Source organism: Streptococcus sp. CCH8-C6 (assembly GCF_001557225.1).
GTDB classification, from domain to species: Bacteria; Bacillota; Bacilli; order Lactobacillales; family Streptococcaceae; genus Streptococcus; species Streptococcus sanguinis_C.
In genome coordinates, this window is the sequence record NZ_LSJN01000034.1 from 66574 (window position 1) to 79902 (window position 13329).

The following is a 13329-nucleotide window of genomic DNA, read 5'->3' on the forward strand; positions in this document are numbered from 1 at the left end:
GTGCACGACAACATTTAATTTCCTAAAGCCAAAACCAAATCATGGCGAGATAATAAGAAATCCTAAACATGTGATTCTCTCCTTTCCTATTTAACTTTTTCCATGTTTCAATTATAGACTCAATTACAAATAAAAAACAGGACATAGATGTCCTGCTAGCCTTGATGATAGAGCCGAAGTTCTTTATTCCACTCCTCAGCCATTTTTTTAGATAGAAAAGTATGACCTAACAATCTTGCCAGTGTCAGTCCCTCTTCATAGTATTGTTGAGCTTTTTTCTCGTCCTTGTGTACGAAAAGCTCATATTCTCCCTCTAACATTCTTATCAGCGGTTTCTTTTGATAGTCCTCTGTCAATTCCATGATTACATTAAGTTTGTTGAGCGTATCTTTTGTATAAATGAACTCTTTTCGCTCGCACTCAATACCTGGGATTGTCAGTAGAGCATCTCGCATGAGAAAGAGATATTCATTTGGAATATAGTCAACTGACTGCAGTAATCGCTGAGCGATTCTTGCATATAATTCCTTATCAAACTTAGCTGACCGAATCTCCTCTTCATCTCCCACATAGATCTGATAGAGCTGGATGTAGAGTAAATCATTCACGTCATAATGCTTTTTACTCTGCAAATCGTCCAAATGCTGGGCAAAGAGAGTCATTCCATACTTATGGAATTTCTCAGAAGTATAAGTATAAATCTTTGATTGCAAGATATCCATTACATTCTGCTCAGCTTCTGGCAAATCATCATAATAAACTTCAAAAATTTCATCTATGATATGCTCCAATTCGAACAAAGCTTCGGTATTGCCATAAGTGGTCGTCCGAATCAGCTTATACTTCAAGCGCTGATAGTCAGTAGGTAGAGCTACATCTTCTTTTTTACTTCCTGTCAAAGTTGTCAAATCGACCTCTAGACAGAAAGCCAGATATTCTAAAGTAGAAAGAGTAGGCTGGGAAATGCCTGACTCCAAACGGGTTAACTGCCGTATAGAAAGCTTTGACTCATCACCACACAATTGCTCCTTAGTCCAGCCCCTATTTAATCGAAGCTGTTTCAAATGCTGTCCAAATTCTTTTCCTTGCATCGTCAATCCCCTCCCAAATAAATCAGGAAACTTTTGGTTATGTTATCATGTTATTCTAGATTTATTATAGCATAATTGGAAAGATTTTACTAATAAAATTCCAAAAAGATTACTTCCTTTTCTCAGTGATGAAATCTACCTAACTGTTGCAACAGTTAGGTAGAGCGGAGCTATTGAGACCTTAGGCTCAATAGCTAGTCATGGAACTCTGCAGGAGGTCGCTGACATCCGCCATCACTTGAGAAAAGCATGTAAATCTAAAAATTAGTATATTACAAGTATTAAAGGACCCCAAACTTAAAAGTTTAGAGTCCTTCTACCATATTCTTTTTTGAGTCTAAACACAAAAAAACTAGTAATACACATTCAAGTGAGAAGGCAAGACACGAATCGTTACTGGCAGTTGGTCACCCTCATCTCCGTCAACGTTGACGCTGAGCTCTGCCTTGTCATCAGCCAACTCAACTGTGATTTCCCTAAAGGTCAGATACTCGATATTATCACTTTCTTCTCCATTGCCCGAAATCAAATCCGGCACAGAAACCAAGGTGTCCAAGAGATTTTTATCCTTAAGATACAAAAGATGGAGCAAGCCGTCATTGACAGTAGCTTCAGGGAGAATGCTCTCGAAACCTCCGATAGAGTTGGTAGAGCCAATCAAGAGTGTACTGCTCTTTATCGTACGCTCTTCTCCATCAATATTTAAGTGAAATTCGTAAAAACTAGTATCCATCAACTGCTTGAAACCAGAGATAAAGTAGGCAAACTTGCCCCACTTGGTCTTGTCTTCTGAATCTACGTTGTTGATTGACTCAGGAATAGTTCCAATGGCAACCACATTCATAAAGTACTGGTCATTAATCTTGCCGATATCAAGTGGCTTGACTTTGTTGATATCCAGATTCTGGATGGCTTCTTCAGCGTCTAGAGGAATGCCGAGAGCACGCGCCAAATCATTGACTGTACCAAGTGGAAAGAAACCAAAAGTCGGACGATAGTCTAGTTCAGCCAGGCCGCTGATTCCTTCATTGACTGTTCCATCGCCGCCCATGACAAAGACGCTATCATAATGGTCTTCTGCTGCTTGCTTAGCAAAAGCTGCTGCGTCTCCGCCTTTTTCAGTATGCTTGACCACTACCTCATCGAAACATTTTGCCAGCTTTTCCCTTGCCAAGTCTTCATAGGACTTGGCTTTTTCGCCTCCCGAGCTAGGGTTGACAATTAATAGGACTTTAGACATAAGGAAACCTCTTTTCATTTGATAGCTCATTATACCATCTGGAAAACACTTTCACAACTATTTGAAACTGCTGGCTTTAGAAAAACCAGAAAAGCAGTTTGGTATTTAAACTCTATTCCACAGAAAAACACTTCCGCCATTAGATTGTCAAGTTAACTTGAGAAGTGCTGTCTTATATTTAGTTTTTCTATTAAAAGAAGACAATGAGAACAAAGGCAATGAGGTTATTGGCCAGATGTAAGGCCATTGAGTGGCGCAGATCCTTTTTAGATAGATAGCCTAAGCCAAAGATTGCCCCCAAGATGAAGTAAACCAGAAACTGGACTAGATTGCCCGGCATGTGCAGAAGAGAGAAGAAGCTGGCAGATACAGTTAAATAGAGCATGATTTTCGCCAAACTATTTTGGTCGGGAAAGAGAAACTTAGCCAAAAATCCTCGTGTCAGCAACTCCTCAAGAATAGGAGCAAAGATTACCATGTATAGGAAGGCAAAGACTGGCTGCTGCTGAATCAACTGCACAGCAGCATTCTGATTGGCAGAAGATTCAATAGGAACGAGCTGCTGGAAGATAATAAAAGCAAGCAAGAGGGCGCTGGGAAGCCAGATAGAACTGGTCAGCTTGGTATTTTTGATTTCCAGTTTCAAATCTTTCTGGTACCATTTCCACATGGCAAAAGAATAGAGACTCGCAAGTATGACAAAAATCAGCAAAATCAATAATTGAGAAAGTCCTCCTGTCAGGGAACCTATAGTGAAGACAACTATAGCCGAAAAGATATAAAAATAGGCCAAGAGGACAAGAATATAAAGGCCAAAATTAGTAAAGAAAGTTTTTAATTTCATAGTGATTCCTTATAGATTGATTTACTTAAACATAGCTAGCAGCAGTATTATAGCCATGGGGAGATTGTTCAGGATATGCACCAACATGGAATCTTTTATATTCCCCCGACGAGCATAGGACAAATAAAGAACCAGTCCAAGTGCAAAATAAATTGGGAACTCTGTCAATTGGGTGATATGAGGCAGAGTGAAGACCACAGAAGTCACAATAGCAGGCAAAACTTTTTGATTATTTTTGAAAAAGAAGGCAGTTCCAAAACCGCGGAAAATTAATTCTTCCATGATAGGAGCAATAAAAGCAATCGTTGCAACAAAGAGCAAAGCAAAGAAGATATGCTGCGAAGACATCATTCCCCCTAGCCCTTGTATGGCACTGTCATTACTGGTCTGGGAATTGCCGCTCAGGATGAGATTAAGATAAACACCAACAATAGCAGCCACTCTGGCAAGGAAAAAGAATAGAAAAGCAAAACCGATGTCCTTGCCAGACAGTTTAAATTTTTTCTTTTCTTCAGGTACATGCTTTTGGTATCGCCGCCATAAGCTACGAAAAATAAGGAAAACTAAAACCAGATACAAGGCTACCAATAAGATTTCTGCATAAATAGGTAAACTCTTCCCGAGCCTTAAGAATAGCATCGGAGCAACATTTATAAGGAGGCTAAGAGCAATTAAGCCTATCCATTTTACAAGTCCTAAAGCAGTTGATTTGAAGTTGTTCATTTTGTACTCTCCTTTTGATAAATATTAATACCGACCTCCGTATCCTCAACAGCGATTTCCCCTTTCTGCCGGAGAATAGCGGCAGCGAGGAAAAAATCCCCTGCACAGCCAGCTGCATGGAAGCTAGCAAGAACGATATAAGAAGCCGCAGTCAGAATATGCAAGGCATAGATCAAGGTCAGGGCTAGGCTAATCAGAAAGAAAGGTGCCAGAATAATGACGAGCATTCTTTTCCGACTGTAACGACTGCCTGGGCTGGTCGCATAGGCCATGCCGCTCTTAAAACCAAACTTGACCTTGGTATTTTCATCCCCCAAGACCTTGAAGAAAAAGCCGTGGATCAGCTCATGAATGACCATTAGAACAAGGAGGTAGAATAAGTCAAAGAAATGAAAAACTTCGCTACCCTTGCCATACATCAGAATAGCAATCCAAGTAAAGAGGGCTAGAAAAGGGAAGATCAGCAGCACGGCCGTTATATTCAGAGCCAGAATGACCTTTTTATTATGGATAAAATCAAGTTCTTTCAGTAGTTTCATAATTTCCGCCTTTCATCGGGAAATAAGCTTATTTGAAATATTTTCTTACCATTGGATAATACATAAGATTGATATAGATATGGATCACCACTAGGATGACAAAACCGGAAATGACATTGAGGGGTGTGAAAGTTCCCACTATCCCTAAAATGACATAGAGGGCTGGCAGAAGTCTCTGATTTACATTGAAGAGAATGAGATAGCACTGTTCATAATTGGCTTGCAGCTCTGATTCATCATAAGAGAGCACAAATTCTTTTATTTCCTCAGTAGTCGGAAAGGCTGATAACTTATAGTGCCGCACCTTCTGAACTGTCTTTAAAAAGACAACTTGCAAAATAATATAAAGAAAGGCAATCGCATAATCTATAAGACTCCACTGAAGAGAGCTCTTATGATTAGTGATATTTCCAATAAAAACAACTCCAACTAAAATCGTAAAAAGAACGATAGCACTGCTGATATTAAAGACAATAGTCGCATATTCCAGATTTTTAAAGGTTAGCCGGTACCATTCATAATTCTTATCCTCATCTGCTTCTTTTTCATAGGCTTCATTGTATTTACGAGTCCGATAAATCAAGAAAAAAGTTAAAGGATAAAGAATAATTAGACTAGCCCGACCTAACTGTCGCAGCAGTTGAACAGTAAAAATAGTCGACCAACTGATATTTTTTAGCAGACCAGTTTCAGAAAACAAAATAGACAGAGCACCTATAAAAGCTCCAGCTAGCAATATAAGGACATTATATAAAACTCTTTTCTGTTTAGATATACGTTTTTGCTCTTTCACGACTTCTTCTCCTTTATTTTTTTACAATAGATGATACAAGAATGCTGAGGCTGAAGGACTGTTTTAGCTCCTGTTGAAATGAATCTTAATTGGTTCTTCATTCTGCTTCCTCCACCAGCCGAAAGACATTCTCAATGTTTTCGTTGAAAATATGGGCAATCTTAAAGGCAATCACAATCGATGGGGTATATTCGCCTCTCTCTATAAGGCTGATTGTCTGCCTGGAAACACCGGCCAGCTTAGCCAGTTCTGTCTGGTTGAGACCGTCACGCGCCCTCAACTCCTTGAGTCGATTTCTAAGCTGCATCATAAACTCCTTATTTATTATTCTCCCTTGGATAAAATCATTGTAACAGATTCTTTTCTTTTTGACAAGTATCTTTGTCAAAAAAATAATAATCATTGTCAAAAATGCCTTTATCATAGACAAAAAAGAATCCAGCTCAAACTGAATCCTTTTCCTTTATTCATCTACTTCTGAAAATACTTCTTTTAAAATAGCAATACCCTGCTGGATTTCCTCCCTGCTGATAGTCAAAGGCGGCAGGAGACGGATAACATTCTCTCCGGCTGTCAGGATAATCAAGCCTTTCTGGCGAGCGGCTTCAACAAGCCTTGACAAACCGGCACTTGTTTCAATACCAATCATCATGCCCAGACCGCGAACAGCAGAAATCTTTGGATGATCCTTAAAAGCAAGCTGCAGCTGCTCCAGTAAGATGGCACTCTTAGACCTGACTTCTTCCATAAATCCCGTCTCTTTCATGATATGCAAGGTCTCCAAGGCAGTTGCCATGGCTAATTTATTGCCACCAAATGTGGAGCCGTGACTGCCCGGCCCAAAAGCGGGAGCCAAGCTTGATTTTCCTAATAGAGCACCAGCGGGCAGGCCATTGGCCAGCCCCTTAGCCAGGGTCACAATATCCGGTACAATCCCATAATGCTCAAAGGAATAAAGCTGACCAGTGCGCCCCATACCTGTCTGGACCTCATCAACAATCAGCAAAATCTCCTCTCGTCGGCAAAAATCAGCCAAGTCTTTTACAAAAGCTGCTTCTGCTGGACGAACACCCGATTCTCCTTGGATCAATTCCAGCATGATAGCTGCCGTATCCTCATTGACCAAGTCTTCTACGCTGGCCAGATCATTGTAAACCGCATAGCTGAAATGAGGCACCCCATCACCAAATCCTTTCTTGATCTTATCCTGTCCTGTTGCGGCCATAGCACCAAAGGTCCGACCGTGAAAGGATTGCTGAAAAGTGATAATGCCTTGCTTGCCAGTAGCTTTGCGGGCTAGCTTAATAGCTGCTTCATTGGCTTCCGCTCCGCTATTGCAGAAAAATGCCAAATAATCATAAGAACCAGCCAGTTCCTGAGCCACCTGCTCTTGCAGAGAGCTAAGATAGAGATTGGGACTGTGCCAGATGCGCCCGGCCTGCTGGATCAAAGCCTGCTGGACCTGCGGTTGAAAGCCAAGATTGGTTACGCCAATCCCCGACGAAAAGTCCAAATAAGCCTTTCCCTCACTGTCAATCAGATAGGAGCCCTCTGCTTTAACAAACTCAATAGGCGCCCGCTTGTAGTTTTCAAATAAATAAGTCATCGTTATCCCTCTGCTATCAAGGTGCCCGTCAAAAGATTGTCACCAATCAGAACCTGCCCGACACCGGAAAGCACGGTCTGAACAGCACTCTCAATCTTAGGAATCATGCCGCCCTTGATGACACCTGTCTGAATCTTCTTGGAAACCTGACTAGTCAGAAGCTGAGGCAGGACCTTTTTGTCCTCTAGAACCCCTTCTATATCTGTCATCAGGATCAGCTTCTCTGCCTGCAAGCTGCTGGCAACTGCCGCTGCTAGATAGTCTGCATTGATATTTAAGAGCTCGCCAGTAGCATTTTCCCCTAGCGAAGCCAGCACTGGGACGATGTCCTCAGCTAGCAGCTGCTCTAGATAGGATGTTTGAATCGCCGTCACATCACCGACATAGCCATAGAGGTCTTTATTGATAAAATCTGCCGAAACTGTCTTTCCCAAATGTGAAACCAGCTGAAGGCTTTCAATATCTGAGTCGTTCAGTTCTTGTGTCAGCGTCCGGCCGACTTGACCTAGCAAGGCCTGCTCAATAATGGGTAAGTCAGACTTAGCTGTCACCCGCAACCCCTTAACCTTGCGAGTAGGCAGCTGGCGCTCTTTCATGAGTTGATTTATGACCAGACCGCCCCCATGAACGACCACGATTTTCTTACCAGCTGCTATCCACTCTTGCATCTGCTTGATAAACTTATCAGACAGCTTTTGCGCAGCAACACCGCCAATTTTTATAACAATCACATCTTTCATCGCATTTCTCCTTAGGTTCTATAAAGGGCATTGATTTTCACATAATCATAGGATAGATCGCAGCCCCAGGCCTGAGCTTCAGCGTCCCCATCGTGTAGGTCAATGGTCAAGGTTAGCAGCTCTCCAGCCATGGCATCACTTGTTTCCTCGGGGTCAAAAGCCACAGGGCTAGAAGCCTGCATAACTGGAATCCCTTCAATCCAAATATCAATATAATCCACCGAGACATCTGCTCCCGCATAGCCGATAGCTGCTAAGATTCGGCCCCAATTGGGATCTTGACCAAAAATAGCCGTTTTGACCAAGCTAGAGCCAACGACACTCTTAGCAATCATACGGCCACTCTGTTCATCCTTGGCATGCCGAACATTGACTTCAATCAGCTTGGTTGCTCCTTCGCCATCCTTGGCAATTTTCTTAGCCAAGTCAGCCATAAGATAGCGGAGCATCTTGGAAAACTTTTCAAATTCTTCCGTATCTGTCAGGATTTCTTCGTTTTGTCGGCAGCCATTTGCCATGACTAGCACCATGTCATTGGTCGATGTATCTCCATCCACCGTGATTTGGTTGAAAGTTGTCTCCACATGCTGACTGAGAGCCTTTTGCAAGGTAGCACTGGAAATATTGGCATCACAAGTGATAAAGGCCAGCATAGTTGCCATATTTGGATGAATCATGCCCGATCCCTTAGCCACTCCCGCCATCGTCACCAGATCCGAGCCAAACTCTTCTGTGACTACACAGGTCTTGGTACAAGTATCCGTCGTCAAGATAGCCTCAGCAAAATCTTCTGCCTTACCACTCACTAGAATCTGTGACAGACCATTTTTCAGAGTATCCATTGGAAGCTGCTCGCCGATGACTCCTGTAGAAGCCAGACCTACCAAGTCGGGTTCAATCTTCAGCTTTTGAGCAGTCAATCGCTGCATTTCATAGGCAGCGTCCAGTCCCTGCTGGCCTGTACAGGAATTGGCAACACCAGAATTAACCACTATTGCCTGCAATTTCTGGCTCTTTTGGATTGATGCTTTGGTCACTAGAAGTGGAGCAGCAATGACCTTATTAGTTGTATAGACTCCTGCCACACTGGCCGGTACTTCTGATACAATCCAGCCAAAATCCAACTTCTTTTTCTTAAAGCCAGCGTGTAAACCGTCAGCCGAAAAGCCTAGCGGACTGGCAATCGTTCCATCAATAATCTTCATATCTAACCCTTTCTCATCTAGACATAGGACGGTTGACTGAGTAGTCCATCTGTTTCGGGAAAGCCCAGCATCAGATTCATATTTTGAACCGCCTGACCAGCAGCCCCCTTAATCAGGTTATCTAGCACAGCCACGACAGTTAAAATATTTGTCACAGGATTATAGTCGAAACCAATATCTGTATAATTAGTACCGACAATCTGGTGCAGATTCGGCAGAGCTGCTTGAATACGGACAAAAGGCTTATCCTGATAGCATTCCTGGTAAATAGCAGCCAGCTCTTCTCGAGTCAAAGGTTCTTTCAACTTGCAATAAACTGTCGCCACGATACCACGATTGAGTGGAATGAGGGATGTTGAAAACTGAATCTGCTGCAATTTCTCATCAAAACGCTGCAACTGCTGCACAATCTCCGGAATATGCTGATGCTGATTCAGCTTGTAAGTCACATAATTGTCATGCACATGAACAAAATGGCTGGATGCAGCTGGATTTTTCCCTGCTCCAGTCAAGCCGCTCTTGGCATCGACAATAATGGAGTCCAGCTCAATAGCCCGAGCCTTCAGCAAGGGAATCAAGGCCAACTCTGTAACCGTCGCATAGCAGCCGGGATTAGCAATAAATCGCTTCCCTCTGATATCTGTAAACTCAGACAGCCCATAAATAAACGCTTTTTGAACATAGTCTTCAGCCGGCTCTTTCTGATACCATTTTTTATAAATATTCCCTGGCAAACGATGATCTCCTGATAGATCAATGACTGGAAATCCTGCTTCAACAAAGTCTTTTGACAAATCTTTAGCCACTCCGCTTGACGTTGCAAAGAAAACAAGATCTGCTCGTCGCATTATTTCCTGACTGTCGAAAGCTTCTATTTTCAGGTCGCAAATCCCCTTCAAATGAGGATAAAGCTCTGACACAGGAGCCTCTATATCTTGGCTGGCATGAAGGGAAACGACTTCTGCCTGCGGATGCTGCAGCAAAATACGGAGGAGTTCCATTCCTGAGTAACCAGTAATTCCTACAATCGAAATTCGCATATTTTTAAAACACCTCCGTATAAATATGCGTTTTATTTTACTCGCATATTTTCCCTTTGTCAAGTGTTTTCTGTATTTTTATGCAATATTTTTGAAAATATCATTATTTATTCTAAAACAATTCATAATTTATTGCCGAAAAACGACTTATTGACTTTTCATACAGAGAAGTAAGAGAGCTGAGAGCACAGAAAAAGGTCTGCCCAAAGAGCAGACCTTTTCATCTATCTGTTATCTCATATTACATCTTCTCAGCAACTGCTGCTAGCAGGGCTGGGATAGCTGATTGCTTGCTGCCACCGGCCATAGCCATGTCTGGCTTACCGCCGCCTCGACCATCTACAATCGGTGCCAATTCCTTAATCAGATTACCAGCATGGATGTCCTTGGTCTTGCTGGCTGCAAGAACATTGACCTTGTCACCAATTGCTGCGACCAGTATAAGAACATCTGAATAGTCCTTCTGCTTCCAAGTGTCCGCAAAGGTACGCAGGGCACCTGCATCAGAAACAGAGACCTGACTAGCAATAAAGCTATGTCCATTTGCTTCTTGAACATTCTTGAAGACTTCACCAGAGGCCGCTGCTGCTGCCTTTTCCTTGAGCTCTGCATTCTCTTTTTGCAGTTGACGCAGCTGCTCTTGCAGCGCTTCTACCTTGTGAGGTACTTCCTTGATTTGCGGTGCCTTGAGAGTCGCAGCGATAGCCTTGAGCGCCTCTTCTTCCTCACGGTAGGCTGTGAAAGCTTCCTTGCTGGTGACCGCCAAGATACGACGAGTTCCGGATCCGATCCCCTCTTCTTTGACAATCTTGAAAATACCGATTTCAGAAGTATTGCCTACGTGGGTTCCTCCGCAAAGCTCGACAGAGTAGTCGCCGATGGTTACGACGCGAACTTCTTTACCATATTTTTCGCCAAAGAGCGCCATGGCACCCATTCCCTTAGCCGTGTCAATATCTGTCTCTACTGTCTCTATAGCAAGGGCTTCCCAGATTTTCTCATTGACTTCTTGCTCGATAGCGCGCAGCTCTTCTGCTGTCACCGCTTGGAAATGCGTAAAGTCAAAGCGCAGGAATTCTACTTCGTTCAAAGAGCCTGCCTGTGTTGCATGGTTACCAAGAACATTATGCAGGGCAGCATGCAGGAGGTGGGTTGCCGTGTGGTTTTTCATCACGCGATGGCGGCGGCTGTAGTCAATTTCCAGTTTATAGCTTTGACCCAGAGCCAGAGGAGCCAAAACTTCTACAGTATGCAGTGGCTGACCATTTGGCGCTTTTTGCACATCCTTAACTTGCGCTACCAGATTGCCTGCTCCATCAAAGATTTGACCGTGGTCAGCTACCTGACCACCCATTTCTGCATAGAATGGTGTTTCTGCAAAGATGAGAGCAGCTGTTCCTGTCTCAACAGACTCTACTGATGCATCATCCGCCACGATAGCAAGGAGTTCAGCAGTTAGCTCTTCTTTTTCGTAGTTAAAGACACTCTCTACAGTGATGGCCTGCAGGGTTTCATTTTGCATGCCCATTGAGCCGCCCTTGACGACAGACGCACGCGCCCGATCCTGCTGCTCTTTCATAGCTGCTTCAAAGCCAGCACGGTCCACAGTCATGCCTGCTTCTTCAGCAATTTCTTCAGTCAACTCCAGCGGGAAACCGTAAGTATCGTAGAGTTTGAAGGCATCTTGACCAGCAATAACAGTTTGTCCCTTAGCTTTCAAATCTGCCACAATTGTTTCTGCAAAGTGTTGACCAGAGTGCAGAGTACGAGCAAAAGATTCTTCCTCACTCTTGATAATCTTTTCGATAAATTCTTGCTTTTCAAGAACTTCTGGATAGTAGCTTTCCATAATCTTGCCCACAGTTGGTACAAGTTTGTAAAGGAATGGCTCATTGATCCCCAGCTTTTGACCATGCATTGAAGCACGACGGAGCAGACGACGAAGAACATAGCCTCGACCTTCATTTCCAGGAAGAGCCCCATCACCAATGGCAAAGGAAAGCGAGCGGATATGGTCTGCGATAACCTTGAAACTCATATTGTCGCCATCTTGGTCATAGACCTTGCCAGACAGCTTCTCTACTTCACGAATAATTGGCATGAAGAGGTCGGTCTCAAAGTTGGTCTTAGCCCCTTGGATAACTGCGACCAAACGCTCCAACCCTGCGCCCGTATCAATGTTCTTATGTGGCAATTCCTTGTACTCGCTACGCGGTACAGCAGGGTCTGCGTTGAATTGTGACAAGACGATATTCCAGATTTCGATATAGCGATCGTTTTCAATATCTTCTTCTAAGAGACGGACCCCAATATTTTCTGGATCAAAAGCCTCACCTCGGTCAAAGAAAATCTCTGTATCCGGCCCAGAAGGTCCCGCACCGATTTCCCAGAAGTTGTCCTCAATCGGAATCAAATGACTAGGCTCAACGCCCATAGCAATCCAGCGGTTGTAAGAGTCCTTATCGTCTGGATAGTAGGTCATGTAGAGCTTATCTTTGGGAAAATCAAACCACTCAGGGCTAGTTAAAAGCTCGTAAGCCCACTGAATCGCTTCATCGCGGAAATAATCACCGATAGAGAAGTTGCCCAGCATTTCAAACATAGTATGGTGGCGGGCAGTCTTTCCGACATTTTCAATATCGTTGGTCCGAATGGCCTTTTGAGCATTGGTAATCCGAGGATTCTCTGGAATAATGGTTCCATCGAAGTATTTCTTGAGGGTTGCTACACCAGAGTTAATCCAGAGCAAGGTTGGATCGTTGACCGGCACCAAGCTGACAGACGGTTCTACTGCATGACCTTTACTTGCCCAAAAATCCAGCCACATTTGACGAACCTGAGCACTTGACATTTGTTTCATTTCTTTTTCTCCTTAATTTTTTTCTAAAATAATTGCATTATGAGGACGAATTTTCCAGCATTTCGACATAATCAATAGCGACACAGAGGGAAATGACCAGATCTGAATAAGTCACATCATAGACACTCACCTGATAAGTAGAGGTTAGATGGAAGAGCTCCTTGGTAATCTCTGCAACGACTTGATTGCTGTCATCCAGCAGACGAAAGTTTAAATCCCAGATGTTCCCTTCAACTCGTAGACCCAAATTATCAAATTTATACTTATCACGCAAAAAAGAGAATTTCTTACGGATATAAAAGCTATGCCCACTGCTGAGTTTGATTTCAAACTGGGGCAGGAGGGTTATAAGGGTCTTGGTAATCTGACTGACGATTTGACCCTGACTATCATAGATAGTAAAGGTCTTAGGAATCTGGAAGAAAGAGCCTTCCACTTGGTAATCCACATTTCCTCGATCGTCCTTGATATCAAAGCGTTCGCCGCCTAAGCGAAATTTCTGTTTGACAAGATAGGTTTTCATTATGTTACCTCCACAGTCAACATAAAAGACAAGCTCCTTGTCTGAAGGGCGAAAAACCGCGGTACCACCTTCATTCAATGAACTTGTCATTCTCATTTCGTATTCTATTTTTCAAGATGAGTAGC

General features: G+C 43.1%; 13 protein-coding genes. All 13 read right to left on the minus strand.

Annotated elements, in window-relative coordinates; genetic code table 11:
• Window positions 1-155 precede the first annotated feature (155 nt).
• Window positions 156-1091, minus strand: a complete 936-nt coding sequence (locus AX677_RS04310) for an XRE family transcriptional regulator (protein WP_002904132.1) — start codon at window positions 1089-1091, stop codon at window positions 156-158.
• A gap of 352 nt (window positions 1092-1443) precedes the next feature.
• Window positions 1444-2361 (minus strand): diacylglycerol kinase family protein, encoded by a 918-nt coding sequence (locus tag AX677_RS04315; protein ID WP_009659911.1) that lies wholly within the window; start codon window positions 2359-2361, stop codon window positions 1444-1446.
• 160 nt (window positions 2362-2521) lie between these two features.
• Entirely contained in the window at window positions 2522-3175 is a 654-nt protein-coding gene (locus AX677_RS04320) for a CPBP family intramembrane glutamic endopeptidase (protein WP_002896025.1), read from the minus strand.
• A 21-nt stretch (window positions 3176-3196) separates the two neighbouring features.
• Window positions 3197-3898 (minus strand): CPBP family intramembrane glutamic endopeptidase, encoded by a 702-nt coding sequence (locus AX677_RS04325; RefSeq protein ID WP_002896027.1) that lies wholly within the window; start codon window positions 3896-3898, stop codon window positions 3197-3199.
• The gene (locus AX677_RS04330) at window positions 3895-4437 is read right to left on the minus strand and encodes a DUF3267 domain-containing protein (protein ID WP_060976284.1); all 543 of its coding nucleotides are present in this window, start codon (window positions 4435-4437) and stop codon (window positions 3895-3897) included. Before AX677_RS04330 ends, AX677_RS04325 begins: the two co-directional genes overlap by 4 nt.
• Window positions 4438-4465: 28 nt before the next feature.
• The gene (locus AX677_RS04335; RefSeq protein ID WP_060976285.1) at window positions 4466-5230 is read right to left on the minus strand and encodes a DUF3169 family protein; all 765 of its coding nucleotides are present in this window, start codon (window positions 5228-5230) and stop codon (window positions 4466-4468) included.
• Between the two features lie 97 nt (window positions 5231-5327).
• A complete protein-coding gene (locus tag AX677_RS09605) occupies window positions 5328-5537 on the minus strand; it encodes a helix-turn-helix transcriptional regulator (protein WP_032913376.1) in 210 nt (69 codons plus the stop codon).
• 156 nt (window positions 5538-5693) lie between these two features.
• Window positions 5694-6836, minus strand: a complete 1143-nt coding sequence (locus tag AX677_RS04345) for an acetylornithine transaminase (protein WP_060976286.1) — start codon at window positions 6834-6836, stop codon at window positions 5694-5696.
• 2 nt (window positions 6837-6838) lie between these two features.
• Entirely contained in the window at window positions 6839-7576 is a 738-nt protein-coding gene (gene argB / locus AX677_RS04350; protein WP_060976287.1) for an acetylglutamate kinase, read from the minus strand.
• Window positions 7577-7587: 11 nt separating this feature from the next.
• Window positions 7588-8781 carry a bifunctional glutamate N-acetyltransferase/amino-acid acetyltransferase ArgJ gene (argJ, locus tag AX677_RS04355; protein WP_060976288.1) on the minus strand — a complete coding sequence of 398 codons (1194 nt, stop codon included), beginning with the start codon at window positions 8779-8781 and terminating at the stop codon, window positions 7588-7590.
• A gap of 17 nt (window positions 8782-8798) precedes the next feature.
• Window positions 8799-9821 (minus strand): N-acetyl-gamma-glutamyl-phosphate reductase, encoded by a 1023-nt coding sequence (gene argC, locus AX677_RS04360; protein WP_060976289.1) that lies wholly within the window; start codon window positions 9819-9821, stop codon window positions 8799-8801.
• Window positions 9822-10062: 241 nt separating this feature from the next.
• Window positions 10063-12681 (minus strand): alanine--tRNA ligase, encoded by a 2619-nt coding sequence (gene alaS / locus AX677_RS04365; protein WP_060976290.1) that lies wholly within the window; start codon window positions 12679-12681, stop codon window positions 10063-10065.
• Between the two features lie 37 nt (window positions 12682-12718).
• Entirely contained in the window at window positions 12719-13300 is a 582-nt protein-coding gene (locus tag AX677_RS04370) for an LURP-one-related/scramblase family protein (RefSeq protein ID WP_185756081.1), read from the minus strand.
• Window positions 13301-13329: the final 29 nt, after the last annotated feature.